Source organism: Chloroflexota bacterium (assembly GCA_016197225.1).
Taxonomy (GTDB): Bacteria; Chloroflexota; Anaerolineae; order Anaerolineales; family VGOW01; genus VGOW01.
This window is the reverse complement of record JACPWC010000126.1, coordinates 1-24,312: the sequence shown is the minus strand read 5'-3', so window position 1 is coordinate 24,312 and position 24,312 is coordinate 1. Positions and strand designations below refer to the sequence as shown.

Here is a 24,312-nt window from a genome sequence, read left to right as displayed (position 1 = left end):
CCAGTTACTTTTCCCCTATATTTCAAACTGCCAGGGTGAGGTATCTTTTATGCACCCTTTATTCTTTATTCCCGCTATACGGCTTCTTTACGTTTTCTTTACGGCTTTGAAAAATCAGGCGTGCTACAATCGCCGCACAGATTTGGAAATTCAGAAGAATATCAGCAGAACTTAGGCCAACCATAAACTCTATGCAACCTACCCGTCTGTTGCTTGTCGAAGACAGCCCCGATGTCGCCCAGCTTACCCAGGAATACCTGGAGATGAAGGGCGGCTACAAAGTTGACACCGTGGCCCACGTCTCCGATTTTTGGAGTCAAGTGGCGGCTGAGGACTATGACGCGCTCCTTCTCGATTACAATCTGCCTGACGGCAACGGCTTGGAAATTCTCGAAAAGCTGACCGATCAGGGAATCAAGACTCCGGCGATCATGATCACCGGGCGAGGCGACGAACGGGTGGCGGCTAAAACCGTGCAGGCCGGGGCCGCCGACTATGTTATCAAAACCGGCAACTACCTCGACACCTTGCCCGAAGTCCTCACCCGGGTGATCGAACGAGCCAGGTTAAAGCGGGCGCTGGCCGAGGCCGAACGCCGTCATCGCGATCTGTTCGAGCAGGCCAGCGACGGCATCTTGGTGTGCGACGGCCAGGGCGCGATCCTGGATGCGAACCCGGCGCTTTGCCGCTGGCTCGATTTTTCGCTCAAAGAGCTTGCCGGTCAATCCATGGCCCGGTTGTTGGCCTCCGAACAGACGGAAGATGTCCGGGCGTTGTGCGAAAACCTGGCCGCCGAAGGATCGCTCTTTTACGAAGCCGTCTATCGTCGCCGCGACGGCTCCACCCTGCCGGTGGAAGTGAGCGCCCGCCTGGTGGCCGCGCGCGGCCCGAATCATCCCGCCTTCACGCAATTCTTTGTTCGCAACATCACCCGTCGCAAGGAAATGGGGGCGGAGAATGCGCGGCTCTTTCAAGATTTGCAACGGTCGCTGGAGGCCTTGCAAACGGCGCAGGCGCAACTGGTGCGGGTGGCCCGCCTGACGGCGGTGGGCGAGCTGGCCGCCGGCATTGCTCACCAGATCAACAACCCCCTCACCACCATCATCGCTGACGCGCAACTTCTCCTCAAATCCATTAGCCCCGCTCATCCCGGCCATGCTTCGGCCTCGGCCATCTACCAGGCCGGGTGGCGCGCCCAACGCGTGATTCAGCGCCTGCTCAATTTCTCCCGCCCCGACGAAGGCCAGTTTATCCCGACCAGCGTCAACGAAACCATCATCGACTCCCTGGACTTGATCGGCGCTCACATTCAGCGCGGCGGCATTGAATTGCAGATCAACCTTGCGCCCGACCTGCCTTACGTTCCGGCCAGTAGCCACCAGCTTGAAGAGGTTTGGATTAACTTGCTGATGAATGCGCGTGACGCGCTGGCCGAAAATCGTCCGGGCCTCATTACGCTGATGTCTCGGCTGGGTGACGACCGGGAAACCGTTGAAGTGCAAGTGGCCGACAACGGGCGCGGGATCAGCGAAGCCAACCTCGATCAAATATTTACCCCGTTCTTCACCACCAAAGGCGAGGAGCGAGGCAATGGGCTGGGACTGTCGGTTTGCCAGTCGGTGGTTCAAAATCATGGCGGACACATCGCCTTTAATTCAAAACCGGGCCGGGGCACAACGTTCTTGGTGAAGTTGCCGCTGGTTCGCAAATCAGAGAACGGAGGAACTTATGAACAGTGATCCTGGCAAATCGCATATTCTGGTTGTGGATGATGAGGAGATTGTGGCCGGCTCTATTGAGCGCACCTTGCGCGCCCACGACTTCAGCGTCACTGTGGCCACCTCCGGGGTTGAAGGGTTGGGCGCGGCCCGCCGCCACCGGCCCGACCTGGTGGTGCTGGACGTGCTCATGCCGGGCATGGATGGCCTGGAGGTTTGCCGTCAACTGCGCGCCGACCCGATCCTGGCCGACCTGCCGGTGCTGTTCCTCACTGCGCGAAGCAAAATCGAAGACAAAGTGATGGGCTTGCGGACCGGGGCCGACGACTACCTGACCAAGCCCTTCAATGTGGACGAGCTGATTCTCCGCATTCGCGCCATCCTGCGGCGCGGCCTCTCCAAACAGGCCACCGACGCGCCGCCCAGCCGGATCGTGGTGCGCGAACTGGCCCTGGATTGCAAATCGTTCACGGCCACCTCGCCGCGTGGTTCAGCCGCCCTCACGCCGGTGCAGTTCGACTTGCTGTACTTCCTGATGACGCACACCGGTGAAGTGTTCTCGCCGGCCAAGCTTTTGCACGACGTGTGGGATTATCCCTTCGACGCCGGCTCACCGGATCTGGTGCGCGTCCACGTCAAGAACGTCCGTGAAAAGATCGAGGCCGATCCCGGCAACCCGGCTTACATCGTCACCGTGCCGGGGCATGGTTACACCATCTCCGCCTGACGTTTCGAATCATGTCGTCTCCCCTGCGTATCCTCCACGTTGACGGCAACGCACAAGATCGGTCTCTGGTGGCCGATGCCCTGGGCCGGGAATTTCCGGGCCTGCACCTGGAACAGATTGCCGGGCAGGAAGGGTTGAACCGGGCGTTGATGAACGGGGGCTTTGATCTGGTCATCACCGATCACGGCGCCGGCCAGCTCGACGGCTTGCAAGTTCTGCAAGCGGCCAAAGCCCGCTGGCCTCAGTGTTCCGTCATTGTGTTCACCGGCGCGGGCAGTGAAGAGTTCGCCGTCGAGGCGATGAAGGCCGGCCTGGACGACTACGTCGTCAAATCGGCCCGGCCAGCGCCCCGCCTTGCCCGGGCTGTGCGCTCGACTCTGAAGAAGACAGAGGCCGAGATGGACCGGAACATTGATGAGTTGGCTTCGCTCTACCGCGCCTCGACTCAGTTGATTGCGCTGGGCGGCGATGTGCCCAACCTGGCCCGGCAGATTGTCCACGCCGTCCACAAAGAGTTTTCTTTCGACTATTGCGGCATTTTACTTTTCAACAGCGACAAGACGGCCCTTGAAGTATTGGCCTCGATTGGCGCGCCGGGTAGCGCGCCAACAACACTGCCGTTGAACGGCCCGGGCCTCGTCGCCGCCGCCGCCCGCGCCGGCGAAATGATCTACGCCCCGGACGTGACGGCGGCCCCCCACTATTTGCCGGGTGACCCGGCGATCCGTTCTGAACTGGCAATACCATTGTGCATCGGCGAAAAAGTCATTGGCGTCCTCAATCTTGAGAGTCCCGAACTTGAGGCCTTCGACGAGCGCGCCCGGCGAGTGATGGCGGCTTTTGCCGGGTCGGCGGCGCTGGCCTTGCGCAACGCCCAGCTTTACACCTCCGTTCAACGCGAGCTTGGCGAGCGCCGCCGGATTGAAGAGGCGCTCCGCCGGCAAAATGAATATCAGACCGCGCTTTACGAGACAACGCTGGGGCTGATGAACCGGCTGGAGATGTGGGACCTGCTGGAGGCCATTTTGGCGCGCGCGGCGCAGTTGATGAACACCGAAAACGGCTTTATCTATTTGAGTAGCGGCAACAAGGACGAGATCGAAGTCAAGTTTGCCATCGGCGTCCACGCCGGCCACATTGGCCGCCGCATGAAACTGGGCGAAGGACTGGCGGGCAAGGTCTGGCAATCCGGCCAGCCGTTGATCCTGGACGATTACGCCGCCTGGCCGGAGCATCCAAGTGAGTTTGTTGAAAACGGCCTCCATTCTATCGTCGGCTGGCCCTTGAAATCCGGCGCCCAGGTGGTGGGGGTGCTGGGCGTGTCGCATCTGGAAGAAGGGCGCAACTTCTCCAACAGCGAGATTGAAATTCTGGAGCGGTTCGCTCAACTGGCCTCGATTGTGCTCGACAATGCCCGGCTGTTTCAGGAGGCCGACCGGCACCTCAAGCAACTTCAATCGTTGCGCAAGATAGACATGACGATCACGGCCAGCCTCGATCTGCGAACGACCCTCGACGCCATTCTCGATCAGGTGGCGACCCATTTCACCGTAGACGCCGCCGACATTCTCCTGCTCAACTCGCAAACGCAAACGCTGGAATATGCCGCCGCGCGCGGCTTTCGTACCGCCGCCCTTCAGCACACGCGCCTGCAACTCGGCGAAGGCTACGCCGGGCGCGCGGCCCTGCAGCAGAGCGTGGTCAACATCCCCAATCTGCTCGAAGCCGTCGGCGACCTGGAGCGCGCGCCCTTGCTGGCTGAAGAAGGCTTCGTCACTTATTACAGCGTGCCCCTCATTGCCAAAGGCCAGTTGGAGGGCGTGCTCGAAATCTTCCATCGCACGCCGCTCGACCTCGAGGGCAAGATGATGGATTCCTTTTTGCAGGCGCTGGCGGCGCAGGCGGCCATTGCCATTGACAACGCCACTCTGTTCGATAGTTTGCAACGCTCGATCAACGCCCTGCGCGACGCGCAAATGCACCTGGTGCGGGCCGCCCGTCTCACCGCCGTCGGCGAACTGGCCGCCGGCGTGGCCCACCAGATCAACAACCCGCTCACCACCGTCATCGCCGACGCCCAACTGCTTCTTAAATTCGTCAGCCCCGATTCGCCGGCGTATGCCTCGGCGGCGGCCATCTTTCAGGCCGGGTGGCGCGCCCAGCGCGTTGTGCAACGTCTCCTCAACTTCTCGCGCCCCGACGATGACCAGTATGCTCCGGCTGATATCAACGCCAGCATCGTCGAGGCTCTCGACCTGGTGGGCGCGCACCTCACACGCGGCGGTGTGGATTTGCAGGTGACCCTTGCGCCCGACCTGCCCCAGACGCCGGCCAACAGCCACCAACTGGAAGAGATATGGATCAACCTGCTGATGAACGCCCGCGACGCGCTGATTGATGACCGGCCCGGCATCATTACCCTGACCTCGCGCGTCGGCCAGAACGGCGGCGCTGTCGAAGTCGAAATCAGCGATAACGGGCGCGGCATCCCCGAAGCCGATCGGATGAACATCTTCACCCCGTTCTTCACTACCAAAGGCCGCGAACGCGGCAACGGCCTGGGCCTGTCGGTTTGCCAGTCCATCGTGCAGAACCATCAGGGCGAGATTTCGTTCGAGAGCCGGGCCGGGCAGGGCACGACGTTTCACATCCGCCTGCCGTTAGCGCGCAAGATGTAGAGTCAACCGGGCCGCCGCCACCTCCGGTTCCCCCGGCGTTTGCCCCAACTCTTCATTTTTTCTTTACCTCTCCTTCACGGCCAATTTACTGATTAAACTGCGCCCGCGTTGTAGACTGGCAACATGCCGGTTTCCATCGCTCCTGATCGCTTCCGAATGTAGCGCGAGTTGGCAACTCACGCTACGAGCCATGGACGCCTTACTGGTGGAACGCGGCTCACCAACTCAGATTTCGCTCCGGGCCGCGTGTGCTTTGGAATATAAAACCGGCCTCTGCCGGGAAGCGGGGCGAATGACTGTTGAGGTGATGTTATGGCTAAACAATCCGAACCGGAAAAGAACACGGTGCCGACCAAAGAGCTTTACCTGCCTGTGCCGTGGTTGCTCGACGCCGTGCGCTATCTGGTCGAGCTGGGGGCCATCTTGTTCGCCCTCATTATTTTTGTCATCAGCCTGCTTAACGGCCTGAAGCCGTTCGCTGCCGGGACGCGAGCCGCGACGGCGCTGTTTGCCATTGGCCTGCTGGGCTGGGTTGCCATCTACCTGCTCGCCAATTTATTTTTGTGGTTGCTCAACACGTTGAAACCGAAAGAGAAAGAAGAGACACCGGCCTCCGGCTCCCAGTCGCGGGAAGCCTGAGTGGGCGCAAATTGGCGGCATGACGGTCGCCCTCCTCACCGGCCTGGCTCTCATTCTCGACGCATGACCGACCCAACCTTTGCCGCCCTCGAAGAAGCTCTCACTGCCGAACTGCGCGCCACGCAAGTGATCGCCGCCCTGGCCGACCGCGAACGGAGCGCCTTGCAAGACGACGACCTGGCCGCGCTGGCTGACGTAATTCGTGAGAAAGAGGAACAGTTGGCCGACCTGGCCGCGCTGGAGAACGCGCGCGACGAGGCGGCCTCGGCCTGGGCGGCTGAGCATAACCTGGCCTCTGACCATATCTCTTTCGATGAGATTTTGCGCCACATGGATCGTCAAACCGCCCGCGAACTGAGCACGCTTCGCGACGGCATTAAGGCGCACCTGGAATATGCCCGCTCACTCAATATGGGCAACCGCGCCTTGTTGCAGGCCGCCCTCGACCGCCATGAAACCCTGCGCGATTTTCTCCTGGGCCTGGCTTCTGACGACGCCTGAGGTGTAATGGCCGCCACAATTCCCTTGCAACTCGTCCTTCAGATGTTAGAATCAAAACAATCGCCCCGGCGCTGAGTCGGGGCGATTGAGTCTTTGAAGGAGGCTTCGCATGAAATTCGGCTTTGTTCTTCCTTACGGCGACGCCCGCACCGCGGCAGACTTTGCTTACGAGGCCGAGCAAGCAGGTTGGGACGGCTTCTTTGTGTGGGAGCCGGTGTGGGGCATTGAGGCCTGGGTGTCGCTCACGGCGGCGGCCATGCGCACCGAGCGCATCCGGCTAGGCACGATGATCACACCCGTGTCGCGAATGCGGCCCTGGGAGTTGGCCAGCAAGACGGCCACGCTCGATAATCTCTCGAAAGGCCGCGTCATTCTGGCCGTCGGGCTGGGCGCGACCGATACCGGCTTCGAGTCATTCGGCGAAGTGACTGACCGCAAGACTCGGGCCGAACTGCTCGACGAAGGGCTGGACATCATCACCGGCCTGTGGCGTGGCCAGCCATTTAGCTACGAAGGCAAGCATTACAAAATCAAGCCGGCTACATTTGCCGTGCCGCCGCATCCCAGGCAAAAGCCGCGCATTCCAATTTGGGTCGTGGGCGCATGGCCGCGCTTGAAGTCAATGCAACGTGTTTTGCGCTATGATGGCTTATTGCCAAACGTGATGACCGACGAGGGCAAGCACCGCCCGCCCGCGCTCGACGACATTCGTGAGATGAAGGCTTACGTGAAGGCCAATCGCAAAGCGAAAGGGCGATTTGAAATTGTGATGGAGGGCGAAACGCCGGGCGACGATCCCGGGAAGGCGACAGTCATCGTCCGCGAGTGGGCGAAGGCCGGGGCGACGTGGTGGATTGAGGCGATGTGGGGCGCGCCGCGAAGCGCAAAAGGGCTGAAGGTTATTCTCAAGCGAATTAAACAGGGGCCGCCGCGCCCGGAATAATTTTGGGCCTTCCGGCCTGAACGGGATTCTTTGCCACGAAGGAGAACATAAAACTTGCCGGGCCTGTCAGGTGCTAGAATTCGGATAAGCCCAGTGACATAGTACGCATTGAAATCTGACCTTTATTACTGGTAAAGTCTTAGTCAGTGAGCGAGAATCGAGCATTATAAAACGGAACAGTTTCGCTCTTGTTGCCAGTGGCCTATCGCAATTCTCCCAAATGGCTGACAGATGCTCTGCCATTTGAAGCATCAGAGGGAGCGTTTATGGAAAGCAAGGTCATTCATACTTCCAAAGCCCGTGTCTGGCAGGAAGAAGACAGTATCGTCCGGCTGGAGATACTTCCCAACGCGCACATCACTTTGAAAGACGCCAAAGAGATGGTGCTGGCTGTTCAAAGCTATGACGGCCAACCCCCGGTGCTGGCCGACATCCGCCTGGTTAGGGCCGTGGATCGCGAAGCGCGATTGCAATCTTCTTATCCGGAATTTCAAGACTTCAGGCAAGCCAGCGCCTTGCTGGTGGGTTCGCCAGTCAGCCGGATCATTGGCAACTTTTTTATCGGCCTCAATCGGCCATCAATTCCGATTGCCCTGTTCGCCTCTGAAGAAGAGGCCCTGGCGTGGCTCAAGGAGTTTTTGCCATGAAATTAACCGCCTTGCCCGCGCCGGATCCCCGCATCGAATCCATCTTTGAACAGATCATGCAACTTGCCGCCGGTCGGTTACAGGCCCGGGGCGCGCCCTCTAACCAAAACGACGAACTGGACGGCATCATTGCCGGGCTGAATATGCTGGGGGAAGAACTGTCGGCGACCACTTTGGCCCTGACTGAAATGAACGCCAACCTCGAAACCCGGGTGCAGGAACGGACTCGCGAACTGGAAAAAGCCAACCACTTCATCGCCGCCCTCAGCCAGGCTACAGCCCGAATCGCCGCCACCTCGGATCCGGATCAGGCAATGGTTGCGCTGGGCGACGAACTCAAGCGACTGGATGTGTTCTGCGCGATTGCGTTGGCGGAGCCGGATGCTGACACCTTGATCGTGCGTTACACATCCATTCAACCGGAGAGGGTCGAAGCGGCTGAAAAACTGTTGGGGTTCAAAATTTATGGCTATCGAGTGCCGCGCGAGAACTGGCCGGCAGAGGAGACGCCGGCCCACAGGCGGCCTTTGTTCATGCCAGACACGGTGTCGTTTGTCGCCGCCGCGCTCAGCCACCTTCCGCGCCCGGCCCTGGAGCAAAGCATTCGCCTGTTCAACGTTGCGCCCCAGTCCCCTTCCATTTATCTGCCCATGATCGTCAACGAAGAAGTGATAGGCCTGCTGGCAGTGTGGGGAGCTTATTTAACAGAAGACAGTGTGCCGGCCTTTTCTGTTTTCGCCGGCCAGGCCGCCACTGCCATTGAAAACGCGCGGCTATACGCCGCCGAGCGCCGGCGCGCCGCCGAACTGGCGAACATCAGCGACCAACTGCGAACCGAACTGGCCGAACGCAAACGAGTAGAAGAAACTCTGCAGAAGCGCCTCGATCAACTGGGCGCTGTTCACACGATGACCACCCTCGTCAGCCAGGCTGAATCCGAAGAGGAGATTTATCAAGAAGCATTGTGCGCTTTGCAGAGAGTCCTCAATGTGGATCGCGCCTCAATTTTGTTGTTTGATTCGGAAGGGGTGGCGCGCTTCCGAGCCTGGGCCGGTTTGTCGGACGCTTATCGGCAGGCGGTGGATGGCCACTCGCCCTGGAAGGTTGACGAGCAGAACGCCCGCCCCATTCTCGTTCCCGATGTTGAAGCAGACGCCAGCCTGGGCCGCCTTCGCAACGTCATCCTGGCCGAAGGTGTGCGCGCCCTGGGCTTCTTCCCGCTGGCGCACCAGGGACAGTTGCTGGGCAAGTTCATGTTGTACTACAACAACCCGCGCCAGTTCACCGAAGCAGATTTGCAGTTGGCTGAGACCATTGCCGGTCAGATCGCATTTACGATTGCGCGCAAGCGGGCCGAAGAAACGTTGCGCAATCATGAAGAACGCTATCGCGGCCTTTTTGAAGATTCGCCGGTGGCTCTGTGGGAAGAGGATTTCTCTGCCGTCAATCAATACCTGGATGTTTTCCGGGCGCAAAGCGGCGTTGATCTCAAGGCCTATTTGAGCGAACACCCGGCAGAGGTTGCCCAGGCCATGTCTTGCATTCGGGTTGTGGACGTGAATCGAACTGCGGTGAAACTGTATCAGGCCGACACGAAGGAGACTCTCCTGGCCCAGGCTGGCCGCGTTTTTGTCGCCGAGACCCAATCTATATTTGTCGAAGAGCTAATGGCCCTGGCTGAGGGCCGGACGGAATTTGCCGGTGAGGGCGTCAATCTTGATCTGGCGGGCAATCGAATTGACATCAACCTGCGCTGGTCGGTGATGCCGGGCCACGAACAAAACCTGTCTAAGGTGCTCGTCTCAATCGAGGACATCACCGGGCGCAAAAAGGCTGAGGCGGCCTTGAAGGATAGCGAAATTCGCTATCGGCAGTTGTTTGAGCAAGCCGGCGACGCCATTTATCTGGAGAACCTGCAGGGCGATATTATTGACGTGAATCAACGCGCCTGCGATATGCACGGCTACAGCCGGGAGGAACTGCTGGCCTTGAAGGTGCCAGACCTGCAGGCGCCGGAAGCCAGGCGGCCACTCGCCACTGTAGTTCCAGAGCAGGTGGCGCGATCCAGAGCCGGGCAACCCTTTGAAGGCCTGGATGCGCATCGCGACGGCAGGCGAATCCCGGTGGAAATTGCCGCCGCGCCTCTCGGCGAGTCGGGCCTGGTTTTGACCATTGTCCGAGACATTACACAACGCAAGCGCGCCGAGGAAGCCCTGCGCGAGGCAGAACTGAAATACCGAACCCTGGTCGAGCAAATGCCGGCCATCATTTATATCGTCGAGTTTGGCGAGGTCAACCGCACCACTTACATCAGTCCTCAAGTAGAAAAGATTCTCGGGTTCACGCCCGAGGAGTGGCTGACCGACCAGAAGTTGTGGCTCAAACAGATTCACCCGGACGATCGGGACCATGTTCTGGCAAACGTCAGGCAAAATGATGCTGAACAACGTTCGCTGGACTTGGAGTACCGGGTGTTCACCCGCGATGGCCGCGCGGTTTGGATCCGCAACCGGGCCTCGCTGGCTTTAGGCGAGGCCGGAAAGCCCAAAAGCTCCATTGGTGTCATGCAAGACATTACCGGACGCAAGAAAGTGGAAGAGGCCTTGCGCGAGAGCGAAGCCAGCTATCGCGGCCTCTTCGACAGCGTCGCCGAAGCCGTTTACATCCAAGACTGGAACGGGCGCTTCCTGGACGTGAATCAGGGCGCGGTTGAAATGTATGGCTATCCCAGAGAATTTTTCATCGGCAAGACGCCCGAATTCTTGTCGGCTCCCGGCAAGAATGACCCGGAAAGAATAATTGAGTTGTTTAAGCGCGCTTTTGCCGGCGAACCACAGCTTTTTGAATTCTGGGGCCGGCGTCGCAACGGCGAGGCCTTCCCCAAAGAAGTCCGTTTGTACAAAGGCTCCTATTTCGGCCAGGAGGTCCTGATCGCTCTGGCGCAAGATATCACCGAGCGGAAGCAGGCCGAAGTCCAACTGCGCCAGTTGTCGCGCGCCGTGGAGCAAAGCCCGGTCTCCATTGTCATCACCGACAAAGAGGGCAATATCGAATATGTCAATTCCCGTTTCACCGAAGTCACCGGCTACACCAGCGAAGAGGCCATCGGCCAGAACCCGCGTATTCTCAAAGCGGACCATGCGCCTGAGGCGGACTACAAGCAGTTGTGGGACACGATCACTGCCGGCGGCGAGTGGCGGGGCGAGTTTTGCAACAAGAAGAAGGGGGGCGAACTGTTCTGGGAATTAGCCTCCGTTTCGCCGATCAAGAATGAGCAGGGCCGGATCACCCATTATCTGGCCGTGAAAGAAAATATTACCGAACGCAAAAAGACCGAAGCGGCGCTGGCCATCGTCAACGCCGACCTGGAGCGGGCTTTGCTCAACGCCAACGAACTGGCCGTGGCCGCTCAGTCCGCCAACCGGGCCAAGAGCGAGTTTTTGGCCAACATGAGCCACGAGATTCGCACCCCGCTCACCGCCGTGCTGGGCCTCACCGAGCTGGCGCTGGCCAGCGAATTGACGGCTGAACAGCGAGCCTGGCTGGGGCAAGTCTACACTTCGGGCCGGGCGCTGTTGGAATTGATCAACAACATCCTCGATCTGTCCAAGATCGAAGCCGACCGGTTGGAATTGGATAAGGTGGAATTTGAATTGCCGGCCCTCATTCAACAGGCGACGACCACCCTGGCCGCCCGCGCCGCCGCCAAGCAATTGGATTTCAATTACTCGTTGGGTGTAGACACCCCTCGGGTTCTGGTGGGAGACCCGGTTCGCCTGCGGCAGGTTCTGCTCAACCTGCTGGATAACGCCATCAAGTTCACCGAACGCGGCGAAGTCTCCTTACGCACGCGGGTGGAAGCCCGGACCGCCGACGAAGTTACATTGCGCTTTACCGTTCGTGATACCGGCATTGGCATTCCGGAGGACAAGCAAGCCATCATCTTTGAGCCGTTCACTCAAGCCGACGGCCACATTGCTCGCCAGTTCGGCGGCACCGGGCTGGGGTTGACGATCTCGCAACGGCTGGTAGAAGAATTTGGCGGCCTGCTGTGGGTGGAAAGCCGGGCCGGCGAAGGTAGCACATTCCACTTCACGGCCCTGTTCGCGTTGCCGGCCTGGCCCGGCCAACCGGAGGCTGTTGAAAAAGCGCCTGTCGAGGAAGCCGGCCCAATCAAAGAATATCCCCTCAATATTTTATTGGTGGAAGACAACCCGGCCAATCAGATCGTTCTTAGTAGCATACTAAAAAAACGCGGCTGGCAGGTGACGCTGGTCGGCACCGGCCGGGAGGCCCTGGAACGAGCGGCTGAAGAAACCTTTCACCTGATTCTGATGGACTTGCAAATGCCCGACATGGACGGTTTGGCCGCCACTGCCGCCATCCGCGCCCACGAGCAGGTCGTCGGCGGGCACGTGCCCATTCTGGCCCTCACCGCCTTTGCCATGAGCGGTGACCGCGAACGGTGCTTGCAGGCTGGCATGGACGATTATCTCGCCAAGCCGGTGAAAGCCTCAGAGTTATATCATGTGGTCGAGCGGCTGACAGGCTAAGTGCCTGTCAGAATAACCGACAGCATCAACCTTTGCCTGCACACGCGCAAGAATCGTGACGGCTGTGGCGCTTCCCGGTGTGCTAAAATTAAAATCAGTTCTCCCGTTTTTAGCGGGAAATGGGCGCGGACGCAAAGCGTCCATGCTCTAAAAAATTTTTCACGTTAAATCTGGTAGAGCCGTTTTGTCCAAAGGATGACGCACGTATGAAACCCGGCTCTCCACCCTCCAGAGTTCTGTTATTCCGTATGCGTCTGATACTTGCGGTGAGCGCCTGGGTTTTATATACGCTGGCATTTGCGCCAGCGTTTTCTGTTGCGGGCGATGCGGCCTCCACGCTGGTGACAGTGCCGGTGGTGGTGACGGCCTGGCTCTTTGGCCTGCGTGGCGGACTTTGGGCCGCATTGCTAAACATTCCATTGACCAGCCTGTTATTCAACCTGGCCGGGCAATCCGGCCCGGAAATAATGATCCGGCTCTGGCCCGGCATCCTGGCCGGATTGATGATCGGAGTCGTCACCGGTTGGCTGAGCGACCTGCTCCGCCTGGTGAGACAGCAATCCCGCGAGTTGATTTCCGAACGCGAAGCTCTCAAAGAACAGATCGCCGAACGCCAGCGCGCCGAGGAGGCATTGCGCCGCGCGGGCGACGAGTTGGAGAGCCGGGTAAGGGAGCGGACGGCCGAGTTGGCCCGCGTCAACGCCGTGTTGCAGGCAGACGTTGCCGAACGCCGGCAGACGGAGGCGGCGCTGAAACGGGAACAAAAGCTGTTTGAGCATGGGCCGGTTGTCGTGGTAAGTTGGTCGGCTAACGAAAACTGGCCGGTGAAATACATCTCGCCGAATGTGGCCGAGCAGTGGGGCTACCAGGCAGAAGACTTCACCAGTGGCCGGCTTCCCTATGCCAGACTGATCCATCCTGACGACTTGGATCGGATTGCGCTGGAGGTGAGAGCTAATAACGCTTCCGACGCGCCATCGTTCAGCCAGGTCTACCGCATCATCCGCGCTGATGGAGAAGTCAGGTGGGTTGGCGATTTCACGCTTGTGACTCGAGATGAGACGGGCACGCACTACGACGGTTACGTGTTCGATATTACTGCGCGCCGCCAAATGGAGGAATCGCTGGCTCACTACAACGCCGAGGTGGCCGAGATTCTGGCCCGGGAGCAACGCCTCAACGAAGTAGCGCGCCTGATCAGCGGCGCGCTGGAGCTTTCGACCGTCCTTTCAACCGTCGTGCGCCTGGCCGCCGAACTGATTGGGGCCGAGGCCGGGGCGATGGCCCTGGTCACAGGCGACGGCCAAACGATCACCTTTCCTTTTATCTTCAACCTCCGTGAATCGCTTACCCTGCAACCGCTGGCCAGGGGCAAAGGCATCGCCTGGCAAATTGTCCTGAGCGGTGAGCCGGTGTTGCTCGACGACTACAGAGCGCACCCGCAAGCCTTGCCAGACTGGGTGACAGCCGGGATACGCGCCTTCATCGGCGTTCCCGTCGTCGTCGGCGAGGCCTGCCTGGGCGTGTTGGGGCTGTTTTACCTGAACCCGGACCGGCGTTTCATTCGGCGCGATCTGGCCATGGCCCAGCTGGTCGGGCGGCAGGCGGGCGTGGCGATTCAGAATGCGCGCTTGTTCGAGGCCAACCGCCAGCGCGTCGCGGCGCTTACAGCCCTGCACGAAACCAGCCTGGCCCTGAGCGCGCAACTCGACTTGCCGGCTTTATTGCGGACGATTATCGAGCGCGCCGCGATGATGTTGGAAGCGCCGATGGGAGAGCTAAAAATGCTTCAGCCCGACGGGCAGACATTGGCGCCAATCGTCGGTTATAACCCTCAGCCTGACATTGCGCCAACCCCCCTGCGGCTGGGCGAGGGGCTTTCGGGCCAGGTGGCTCAGAGCGGCAACCCGCTGGTAGTGGGCGATTATCAGATGTGGCCCGGCCGGGTAGGCGCTTATGCGGCGGGGCCAATTCGGGCGGCGGTCGGCGTGCCCATCAAGTGGCAGGGGAAGGTGTTGGGCGTGATCAACATCATGGATCATCGCCCGGATCGTTTCAGCCCGGCGGATGTGGAACTGGTCAGCCTGTTTGCCGATCAAGCGGCAGTGGCTATTGAGAACGTCCGGCTGTTCGAGGCCAACCGCCAGCGCGTCGCGGCGCTTACGGCCCTGCACGAAACCAGTCTGGCCCTGAGCGCGCAACTTGACCTGCCGGCCTTGCTACGGACGATTACCGAACGCGCCGCGCGGCTGTTGGAAGCGCCCATGGGCGGCTTCTATCTCCTTTTACCCGACGAGCAAACCCTGGAACTGGTGGTGAGCTATAACAACGATCGTGACTACACCGGCTATCGCCTGCGTCTGGGCGAAGGACTCTCCGGCAAGGTGGCCCAAACCGGCGAGCCGATGATCATCGGCGACTATCATGAGTGGGAAGGCCGGGCCGCCGTTTATGAGCAAGCGCCTTTCCGGGCCGTGCTGGCCCTGCCGATCAAGTGGCAGGGGAAAGTGTTGGGGGTGATCACCACCAATGACAATCGCCCAAATCGATTCGGCCTGGCCGATCTGGAATTAGTGAGTTTGTTTGCTGATCAGGCGGCAGTCGCCATTGTCAATGCCCGGCTGTTTGAATCTCTGGAACACCGCGAGGAATACTTCCGGGCGCTTATTGAAAATGCGGCCGAGGGCATCACCATTGTGGACAAGGAAGGCGTTATCCGCTACCAGAGTCCGTCTTTTGAGCGGATACTTGGATACTCACCTGCCGACTATGTGGGCCAACATGTGCTTGCGCCCAGCCTCATCCATCCCGACGACCTTCCGGTTGCCCTTGTCTTTGCCCAAAACCTTCAGGTTTCAGGCGTAATTGAAACGGTGGAAATTCGCATTCAGCACAAGAATGGGCAATGGCGAAATCTTGAAGTGATCGGCCACAACCTTGCCGACAACCCGCGCGTGGCCGGTGTCGTCCTTAACTATCGCGACGTCACCGAGCGCAAGCAGGCCGAGGAACAGCTTCGCAAATTATCCAGGGCCGTCGAACAAAGCCCGGCCTCGGTGATAATCACCGACACGGCTGGGAACATTGAGTACGTCAACCCCCGATTCGCCCACGTGACGGGCTACACCTTCGAGGAGGTTCAGGGCTTGAATCCACGCATTCTGAAGTCGGGCCGGACCCCGCCAGAAGTTTACAAACAGCTATGGGACACGATCGCCGCCGGGGGCGAGTGGCGGGGGGAGATTCACAACAAGAAGAAGAACGGCGAACTGTATTGGGAACTGGCCTCCATTTCCTCCATCCTGGACGCTTCTGGCGCGATCACTCACTTTCTGGCGGTGCAAGAGGACATCACCGAACGCAAACAAACTGAGGCCGCGCTGGCCATCGCCAACGCCGACCTCGAGCGTGCTCTGCTCAACGCCAACGAACTGGCCGTGGCCGCCCAGGCCGCCAACCGCGCCAAGAGCGAATTTCTGGCCAACACCAGCCACGAAATTCGCACCCCGCTCACGGCTGTGCTTGGCCTCACCGAACTGATCCTCGACACCGACCTGAACCCTGAACAGCGCGAGAGCCTGCAACAAGTTCATGCCTCCGGCGAAACCCTCCTCGAGCTTCTCAACAACATTCTCGATCTGTCCAGTATCGAGGCCGACCGGCTGACGCTGGCGCATACAAAATTTGAATTGCCCGCCCTGCTTGAGCAGGTGATGAGCACCCTGGCCTCGCGGGCCGCGGCCAGGAACCTGCGCTTCTCACATTCGCTAAACGCCAACACGCCTCCGATCCTCGTAGGCGACCCGACGCGCCTGCGGCAGGTTCTGCTCAACCTGCTGGATAACGCCATCAAGTTCACCGAACGGGGCGAAGTGACTCTGCAGGCTCAAGTAGAACGGGAATCTGCCGCCAAGATCGTTCTCCATTTTGTGGTGAAAGACACCGGCATTGGCGTCCCTAAAGACAAGCAGGCCCTCATCTTTGCGCCATTCGTTCAGGCCGATGGCCACACCACCCGCAAGTACGGCGGCACCGGGCTGGGATTGGCCATCTCGGAGAAACTGGTGAAAAAGTTTGGCGGTCACTTGTGGGTGGAAAGCGAGCCAGGGCTGGGCAGCGCTTTCCACTTCACCGCCATCTTTGAATTGCCGCCTAATAATTAATAATTAGCCGACCGAATCAAAAATGTGGTAGAATTCCGGCCTGCCAATCAGGGCGTTGTACCCTTCGCCCGAAAATTCTCTCCAAGCAATGAAAGGGCTTGACTCCATGAAGGTCTTACTTCTCAAAGACGTATATAAACTCGGCCACGCCGGGGACGTGAAAAAAGTAGCCGACGGCTATGGCCGCAACTACTTAATTCCGCGCGGCCTGGCGGCGCTGGCCACCGCCGGGGCGCTGACTAAGTCTGAGACTCTGCGGGCCGCCGCCGCCAAGCGCCGCGAAGCATTGAACACCGAACTGGGCGGGCTGGCCGAAAAGCTCAACGGCCTCAGCCTGCGCTTCCCGGCCAAAGCCGGCGAGACCGGCAAACTCTACGGCTCCATCACCACCCAGATGATCGCCGAAGCCATTGAAAAAGAGAGCGGCGAGAAGGTTGACCGCCGCAACGTCGGCCACCAGCCTCTGCGCGAACTGGGCACGTTCAAAGTGCCGGTGCGCCTCACCGCCGACCTGGTTCCCAACGTCACCGTGATCATCCACCGCGAAGGCCAGGCTCCCGAAGCGCCCGCCGCTCCGGCCCCGGCCCCAGTTGTCGAAGCCGCGCTTGAAGCGGAACCCCCTGCCCCGGCAGAAGAAGAAGCGCCTACCGCCGAGTAAGCCCGTTGGGCAATTTACCAAATTGCCCTGCGCCACAGAGACACAGAGTTCACAGAGATAACATTGCTTTTTTCTCTCTGTGCTTTCTGTGTCTCTGTGGTTAACCAGATTTGCGGGTTGGGCAAAATTCGTCTACCCTCTTGCCATGCTTGAAGCACTGGGCGCAACCCTGCGTGCCGCCCGCGAAGCTCGCGGCTGGACGCTCGAAGAAGTGGAACGGGCCACCCGGATCCGGGCCAGGTATTTGGCGGCGCTTGAATCGGGTGACATCAATTCGTTGCCCTCGCCGCTACAGGCCCGAGGCTTCCTGCGCAACTATGCCGGGCACCTGGGCCTCAATCCCGAACAGACGCTCACCCAATTGGACGAGGCGTTGAAACCGGCCCGGCGGTTGGGATTGCCGGCCATTCTGCCGGGCGGGAGAAAGATTCAAAAACCAGCCGGGGAAGCCGCCTCAGCCACACCGGCCTCGCCCTTCGCCGCCGCCCGCCGCGCCCGGCGGCTCTTCACCCCCGATATTCTCATCGGGCTGTTCGTCCTGGTCGTCATCGTTGGCTTCTTTGCCTGGGGCGGCTCGCGCCTCATCGCCAACTTTACCAACCCGTCGCAGACGACGCCCACCGCCGAACTCATCGGCCCCACCGACACCCCCACGCCCACCCTCATCGCCAACATCACCGCCACACTTACGCCGCCGCCGCCGGTGGTGAGCTTCTCGGACGTTCAACTCACGTTGGAGATCACGCAGCGGACGTTTGTGCGGGTGGTGGTGGATGGGGCGCTGACGTTCGAGGGATTGTTGCTGCCGGATGACCGGCAGGACTTTGCGGGCAAGTCGGTGGTGGAAGTGACGACCGGCAATGGGGCCGGCGTGCGCGTCATTCTCAATCAACGCGACCTGGGCCTGATGGGCGGCTTTGCCGAAGTGGTGAGCCGCCAGTATGTGCCAACCGGCATGATCACCCTGACGCCGACGATCACCCTCACCCCGTCAGAGACGCCCACCCCATCCGACACGCCCACCTCCACCACGCCGCCGACGGAGACACTTACCCTCACGCCCTCGCGCACGCCGAGACCCTAAGCAATACACAATATCAAATACCAAATACCCAACAGAATGCTCTTGGGTATTGTGTATTGCGTATTGGATATTGTCAGGGAGTGCCTGGCAAAACAAAATCCGCGCCGAGGATGAGGCGCACGTCCACCTGGCTGCCGGGGTTGTTGCCGGAGAGGATGCTGGAGGGCGAGACGTGGAAGGTGTCGGCCAGCCACTTGGCCGTGTAGGGCTTGCCGGTGTAGTCAATGATGATCGTCGAGGCGTAATCCGAACGATCGGCGTTGCCCACCTGAACGACGTTCACCCCTTGAGCGATGAGGTAATCAGAGGCCGAAGCGGCCAGGCCGGGTGTGAGCGAGCCGTTTTGCACTTCCACCCTGGCCGCTTCGTTGGCCAGCAAGCCGGAGGCGTTCGGCACGCTCAACTGCGGCGGCAGGGGTGTGTAGAACATCGTGTCGCGCAATTCGCGGAACTTTTCGATGTTGAGAATCAACACTTGCTGGTTGTCAGCCGTGGTGTAAAAGTCGGCGATGTACTGCTGATCAATCACGGCTGAGGTGATGCTCTCGCGCGGGATGTCTTTGGCCAGCAAGGCCAGGCTGAGCATTTGCTCGGGCGACAGGTTGGTGGTGTAGCTACCCTGGAGCGTGGCCAGCAACTGCGGCGCGTTGGCGATTAGCGCCGGCAGGTTGTCGGCGCTGAGCAGTTTGTCGCGCACGGCCATGACGACGATCTGCTGGCGTTCGGCCCGGCCAAAGTCGTCGCCGGTGGTGTGGCGGGTGCGGGCAAACTTGAGGGCGGTGGCCCCGTTGAGGTGCTGTTGCCCGGCGGGCAGGTAGAAGGGGTCGTACCCGAAACAACAGTCGGGGTATTCCGGGTCGTTGATCTCTTGCGGGTTGTTGATGTCAATGCCGCCGATTTGATTGACGAGCGATTCAAAGGCGGTGAAGTTGACGCGGACGTAAAAGTCCACCCGGATGCCGAGGTTGAGTTGGACGGTGTCTACCGCCAACTGCGCCCCGCCGCCGGGCAGGTGATAAGCGTCGCCCTTGAAGTTGGCGGTGGTGATCTTGTCGCGGTCGGGGAAGCCGGGGATTTCCACGTACAGGTCGCGGGGGATGGACAACATGCCGGCGGTGCGGCCCACCGGATCGAGGGTGAGGAGTAGCATCGAGTCGGTTCGATAAGCAGTGTCGGTTTCCCCGGCGCGCTGGTCAATGCCCATCACCAGCACGGTGACGCGATCCGTGCCGTTCCATTGTTGCGCCTGAATTGGCGGAATGACCACTGGCTGGCCGCCGCCACCCGGCCCATTTGGGCCGGGGGTAACGTTGGCGACAGTTGTGCCCGCTGGGAGGTTGAGGTTCGGCCCGGACGGGCCGAGAGCGACGACGAAGTCGCGGACGGTGGTGAAAATGAGGAGGGCTGAGACGCCGGTGGCGAGCAGGAAGAGCGCGGCCAGGGCGGCGAACGCCCAGCGCGGCAGAGTCGGACGCCTGCGCTTACGCGGCGCGACGCGAGCGCGATTAGAAGTGGTGCGACGTGTTTCCATAGAACAGGGGAAGATTATAACATTTACACTGCTTGCAAGAGTCGTTCCCAATCTGCCAGCCGGGCCGCCAGGTCGCTTTCCACCTGCGCGTATTCTTCGCCCAGCGTTCGCACTTTAGCCACATCGGCCCCGGCAGCTTCCAGTTCCGCCGAAAGCTCGGCCAGCCGCTTTTCGAGCGACTCGATGATTAGCTCCAACTCCTCAGTCTTCTGCGCCCGACGACGCTCTTCAGGCGATGGACGATTGGCGACCGCCGCTCTCTTTTTGTCGTCCTTCGTCTTTCGTCGGTCGTCTTTTGTCTCCTGACTTTCGACCTCCGACTTCCGGCTTCTAAACTCCACAAACTCCCGATAACTCCCCTTGAACGTCTCCAGCCGCCCGGCCTCCAGCGACCAGATTTGCGTCGCCAGGGCGTCAATCAAGAAGCGGTCGTGCGAGACGAGTAAGATCGTGCCTTCAAAGTCGGCCAGCACCGCCTCGAGAATTTCCTGCGAGGGAATGTCGAGATGATTGGTCGGCTCGTCGAGCAGGAGGAAGTTTGCGCCTTCCAGGGCCAGCTTCGCCAGGGCCACCCGCCCCCGCTCCCCGCCCGACAACACCGCCACCTTCTTGAACACATCGTCGCCGGTGAACAGAAACTTAGCCAGATAATCGCGGGCCGCGCCGACCGGCATCTCGCGCACGGACTGAATCTCCTCAATCGGTGTGCGCTCCATTTGCAGGCCCTCGTGGGCCTGGGCGAAGTAGCCGATCTTCAAACTTGAGCCGAGCCGGACTTTGCCTTTGAGCGGCGGCACGCGAAGCGGGTTGAGCAGAGTTTTGAGGAACGTGGTCTTGCCTGTTCCGTTCGGGCCGATGAGGGCGGCCACTTCGCCCCGCCACAACAGCAGGTCGGGCGCGGCGAACAGCGGCTTGCCGTCGTCGTGATAGCCGATGACGACGCCATGCGTTTCCAGCACCCGGTCACCGGAGCGCAAACTGGTGTCAAGCTTCAGCTTGAGTGTATCGAGTTCGCGCGGGCGGTCAACGACTGCGTCTTCGGTGGCTTTCAGCCGTTCCAACCGCCGCCGTCGGCCTTTGGCCTGGGCCGTGTTCTGCCCGGCAATGTTGCGGCGAATATAATCTTCCTCTTTAGCGATGAAGGCTTGTTGGGCTTCGTACTCGAACAACTGCCGCTCGCGCCGTTCGGCTCTCTGCTGAATGTAGGCGCTGTAGTTGCCGTTGTATTCGTCAATGCGCGCCGGGCTGATCTCCCAGATTTTGTTCACCGCTTCGTCGAGGAAGTAGCGGTCGTGCGAAACGATGAGGGCTGAGCCGGGCCACTCGCTTAGAAACTTCTCCAGCCACTCCACGGCGGCGATGTCGAGATGGTTGGTCGGCTCGTCGAGGATGAGCAGGTCGGGATTTTCGAGCAGGAGGCGGGCCAACAGCGCCCGCGTCTTCTGCCCGCCGGAGAATTGTTGAATGGGCCGCCCATAATCGTCGGCGGCGAAACCGAGGCCGTCGAGGGCCTGCTTGACGCGAGTCTCGTAAGTGTAGCCGCCGCCATGCTCGAACTGTTCCTGCAAGTGGCCGTACTTTTCCATTGCCGAATCGAATTTGGCTGGGTCGACCATATCGGCCTCCAGAGTTCGCAGTTCGGCCTCATCAGCCAACAAGTTGGCAAAGGCGGTGAGCATTTCCTGCCAGAGGGTGTTGTCGTCTTCGAGCAAGCCGGTCACGGCCTCTTGCGGCAAGTAGCCCACCCGCAGGCCGCGCGCCCGGTGCAGGCCTCCGCCCGACGGGTCTTCCAGCCCGGCGAAGAGTCTCAGCAGAGTCGTCTTGCCGATGCCGTTCGGCCCGACAATGCCAACGCGTGACTCGTGCGGCACCGCCCCGCTCAGGTCGCGGAAGATGTCGTGCGGGCCGTAGGATTTGGAGAGAGAGGAGAAGGTGAGGAGAGACATCTACAGCTTCAAGCCGTAGCCCTTTTTGCCGGGAATCGCAAACGAATGTCCGGCGCAGGCAACGCCCCCGCTTTGCGAAGGGCGTTTGTTGCTTTGAAGACCTGGTCGAATAGATTCATCACTGCCACCGCCACCGGGCCGGGCAATGTTTCGTGGCCGCAGGCCACACAGCGATAGGCGGCGACTCCTTCAATACGAACGTGAAAGCCCTCGCGCTCAAAATTAAGTGTGGTCTTTCGTAAACGAGTAACCGAACCGCATTTAGGGCATGTATGTGTTTTCATGATTTTCTTCGCTTTCTAACAGGCTTTTTGCGCCGTTTGAAACTGATCCATTCACGCTTGTCCGGGATATAAATTGTCACTATCTCCAACTCTTCGGGCCTGTAATCTATCACAACGTGAACAGGCAGGTCGTTGGGCGTAATGGCGAACAATAAACAACGTTGCCGCTCAGAGTAATCTTCAATTACTTCGCCATTGAGCGCTACATATAAAAGGTCATTCTCCTGTCAAGCCGTCTTTCATGGCTTCTTCAACTGCGTGTTTATAAACCGTAAACTTGCCACGCCTGATCTTCCTGCGGATGTTTTCAAGATTCAGCTTTGAAGTGGTTGCCATACAATATTCTCAAGCAAGTATAATACCACCAATGAAAGACTCCCCGGCTTCACCCTCCCTCAGCCTCACCCTCGCCGCCTGGTTTCTGGCCCTCGCCGGCTGGGCGGGCGTGATCTACCTCACCAACTTCACCATCCCAACCGTCGGCCCGCGCTGGCTGTTCTTCGCCGTCTGGTTCACAGCCCTCACCGGCACGGCCATCCCGTTCGCCCGCTACCTCAATTTGCGCTTTGGCAAAACCTTGCCGCCCGAAAGCGTGCTTCTGCGCCAGTCCATCTGGGTCGGGTTGTTCGGGGCAACGTGCGCCTGGCTGCAGTTGGGCCGCGTCCTCAACTGGGCCACCGCCCTCCTCCTCGCCGCCGCCCTCGTCGCCATCGAAATCTTCCTCCTCTTGCGCGCCCGAAGCCGCTGGAGGCCCGATGGCTCTTAGAGACCTGCCCAGCGTCGAGAGCCTGCTTCAATCTTCGACTGACCTCATCAACGACTACGGACGGCCTCTGGTGGTGGACGCGCTTCGCGAATCATTGGACTCGGCCCGCGCCGCCGTTCGATCCGGTCAACCGACTCCTGATCCCGATCGGATTCTGGGAACGGCCCGGATTCAACTCGCCAGCCTGGCTGCGCCCAGCCTGCGCCCCGTCATTAACGCCACCGGCGTCATCCTCCACACCAACCTCGGGCGCTCGCTTCTCTCGGATGAAGCGACGGCGGCCATCGCCGCCGTCGCTCAACATTATTCGACCCTCGAATACGATTTGACCAAAGGCGCGCGCGGCAGTCGCAGTGTTCATGCCGAAACTCTGCTCACGCGGCTCACGGGCGCAGAAGCCGCCCTCGTCGTCAACAACGCCGCCTGCGCCCTCTTGCTTGCGCTCACCGCGCTGGCCAAAAACAAAGAGGTGATCGTTTCGCGAGGGCAACTCGTCGAAATCGGCGGCGGATTCCGGGTGCCGGAGGTGATGAAACAGTCCGGGGCCAAACTCGTGGAAGTCGGCACCACCAATCGCACTCATCCTCACGACATCAGCGACGCGATCACGCCCAAGACCGCCGCCATCCTGCGCGCCCATCACTCCAACTTCAAAATCATCGGCTTCACCACCGAGCCAACGCTGGATGAACTGACGGCGATTGCCCGCCAACACGATCTGCCCGTCATTGACGACCTCGGTTCGGGCGCATTGCTCGACACCGCAACCTTCGGCCTGGCTCACGAGCCAACGGTGCAAGAGAGTGTGAAGGGCGGCGCAGGCATCATTATCTTCAGCGGTGACAAACTGTTGGGCGGGCCGCAGGCGGGCGTCATCGTTGGCGGAAAGGCGCTCGTCGAAAAACTCAAAAAGCATCCGCTCGCCCGCGCTGTCCGCGCCGACAAGTTGATACTGGCCGCGCTCTCGGCCACGCTCCTGCATTACCTCAAAGACGAAGCGGCGCGCAAGATTCCGATCTGGCGCATGGTTTCGATGCCGTTGAGTGAGATTGAAACTCGGGCCGAACGTTGGGCCGCCACCTGGGGGGGAACCGTGATTGACGGCCAATCCACCGTCGGCGGCGGCAGTTTGCCCGGCGAGACGCTTCCCACCAAGCTGGCGGCTGTATCTGTGTCATCGCCCAACAAATTTCTGGCTCGCCTCAGAGACCCGCGAGGTCTTAAAGACCTCGCGGGTCTGGCGACGCCTATCATCGCCCGCGTCGAAGGTGATCTGGTTGTGTTTGATCCGCGCACTGTGAGCGAGAGCGAAGAAGCGGCGCTGAACGAAGCTGTAACTAGTTCGTGTCCAAGAAATGGTTAGCGCGACAAGCGCCAGCCCGACTTAACAATTTACAATAAAGGAAGCCTCAGGAGTAAGGTAGTGGTGTGTCCAAACCTATTCCTGGAGGCTTCCGATGTTCATCATAGCATA

Annotated in this window: 17 protein-coding genes; 13 read left to right on the top strand and 4 right to left on the bottom strand. The window is 60.1% G+C overall.

Annotated features, from left to right (window positions below):
* Positions 1–191: 191 nt before the first annotated feature.
* The 11 genes from HYZ49_21180 to HYZ49_21130 all read left to right on the top strand — a co-directional run bounded on the left by HYZ49_21180 (position 192) and on the right by HYZ49_21130 (position 18,311).
* Positions 192–1,739: a response regulator gene (locus tag HYZ49_21180; GenBank protein ID MBI3244800.1), complete on the top strand. Its 1,548-nt coding sequence runs from the start codon at positions 192–194 to the stop codon at positions 1,737–1,739.
* Entirely contained in the window at positions 1,729–2,445 is a 717-nt protein-coding gene (locus HYZ49_21175; GenBank protein MBI3244799.1) for a response regulator transcription factor, read from the top strand. The genes HYZ49_21180 and HYZ49_21175 overlap by 11 nt, the downstream gene beginning before the upstream one ends.
* Positions 2,446–2,456: 11 nt before the next feature.
* On the top strand, positions 2,457–5,123 hold the full coding sequence (locus HYZ49_21170; protein ID MBI3244798.1) for a GAF domain-containing protein: 2,667 nt from the start codon (positions 2,457–2,459) through the stop codon (positions 5,121–5,123).
* Positions 5,124–5,435: 312 nt separating this feature from the next.
* The gene (locus HYZ49_21165) at positions 5,436–5,762 is read left to right on the top strand and encodes a hypothetical protein (GenBank protein MBI3244797.1); all 327 of its coding nucleotides are present in this window, start codon (positions 5,436–5,438) and stop codon (positions 5,760–5,762) included.
* Positions 5,763–5,825: 63 nt separating this feature from the next.
* Complete coding sequence (flgN, locus tag HYZ49_21160; protein ID MBI3244796.1) at positions 5,826–6,263, top strand: flagellar export chaperone FlgN; 438 nt, start codon at positions 5,826–5,828, stop codon at positions 6,261–6,263.
* A 109-nt stretch (positions 6,264–6,372) separates the two neighbouring features.
* Positions 6,373–7,206 (top strand): LLM class flavin-dependent oxidoreductase, encoded by an 834-nt coding sequence (locus HYZ49_21155; protein ID MBI3244795.1) that lies wholly within the window; start codon positions 6,373–6,375, stop codon positions 7,204–7,206.
* A gap of 266 nt (positions 7,207–7,472) precedes the next feature.
* Positions 7,473–7,853, top strand: a complete 381-nt coding sequence (locus tag HYZ49_21150; GenBank protein ID MBI3244794.1) for an STAS/SEC14 domain-containing protein — start codon at positions 7,473–7,475, stop codon at positions 7,851–7,853.
* The gene (locus HYZ49_21145; GenBank protein MBI3244793.1) at positions 7,850–12,406 is read left to right on the top strand and encodes a PAS domain S-box protein; all 4,557 of its coding nucleotides are present in this window, start codon (positions 7,850–7,852) and stop codon (positions 12,404–12,406) included. The genes HYZ49_21150 and HYZ49_21145 overlap by 4 nt, the downstream gene beginning before the upstream one ends.
* A gap of 248 nt (positions 12,407–12,654) precedes the next feature.
* Complete coding sequence (locus HYZ49_21140; protein ID MBI3244792.1) at positions 12,655–16,569, top strand: GAF domain-containing protein; 3,915 nt, start codon at positions 12,655–12,657, stop codon at positions 16,567–16,569.
* A 106-nt stretch (positions 16,570–16,675) separates the two neighbouring features.
* Positions 16,676–17,227 (top strand): 50S ribosomal protein L9, encoded by a 552-nt coding sequence (locus HYZ49_21135; protein ID MBI3244791.1) that lies wholly within the window; start codon positions 16,676–16,678, stop codon positions 17,225–17,227.
* Between the two features lie 145 nt (positions 17,228–17,372).
* Entirely contained in the window at positions 17,373–18,311 is a 939-nt protein-coding gene (locus HYZ49_21130) for a DUF4115 domain-containing protein (GenBank protein MBI3244790.1), read from the top strand.
* Between the two features lie 73 nt (positions 18,312–18,384).
* Here HYZ49_21130 and HYZ49_21125 read toward each other — a convergent pair whose 3' ends face one another.
* Genes HYZ49_21125 through HYZ49_21110 form a run of 4 tightly spaced genes read right to left on the bottom strand, consistent with a single transcriptional unit; the run spans position 18,385 to position 22,257 of the window.
* Entirely contained in the window at positions 18,385–19,842 is a 1,458-nt protein-coding gene (locus HYZ49_21125; GenBank protein ID MBI3244789.1) for an LCP family protein, read from the bottom strand.
* 23 nt (positions 19,843–19,865) lie between these two features.
* A complete protein-coding gene (locus HYZ49_21120; GenBank protein MBI3244788.1) occupies positions 19,866–21,788 on the bottom strand; it encodes an ABC-F family ATP-binding cassette domain-containing protein in 1,923 nt (640 codons plus the stop codon).
* An 8-nt stretch (positions 21,789–21,796) separates the two neighbouring features.
* Entirely contained in the window at positions 21,797–22,072 is a 276-nt protein-coding gene (locus HYZ49_21115; protein ID MBI3244787.1) for a YgiT-type zinc finger protein, read from the bottom strand.
* Positions 22,069–22,257, bottom strand: a complete 189-nt coding sequence (locus HYZ49_21110; GenBank protein ID MBI3244786.1) for a hypothetical protein — start codon at positions 22,255–22,257, stop codon at positions 22,069–22,071. Before HYZ49_21110 ends, HYZ49_21115 begins: the two co-directional genes overlap by 4 nt.
* A 182-nt stretch (positions 22,258–22,439) precedes the next feature.
* Between HYZ49_21110 and HYZ49_21105 the strand changes: the two genes are divergently transcribed.
* Together HYZ49_21105 and HYZ49_21100 are read left to right on the top strand one after the other, a co-directional pair.
* Positions 22,440–22,838, top strand: coding sequence for a hypothetical protein (locus tag HYZ49_21105; GenBank protein MBI3244785.1), 399 nt, complete (start codon positions 22,440–22,442; stop codon positions 22,836–22,838).
* Positions 22,828–24,201 carry an L-seryl-tRNA(Sec) selenium transferase gene (locus HYZ49_21100; GenBank protein ID MBI3244784.1) on the top strand — a complete coding sequence of 458 codons (1,374 nt, stop codon included), beginning with the start codon at positions 22,828–22,830 and terminating at the stop codon, positions 24,199–24,201. Before HYZ49_21105 ends, HYZ49_21100 begins: the two co-directional genes overlap by 11 nt.
* Positions 24,202–24,312: the final 111 nt, after the last annotated feature.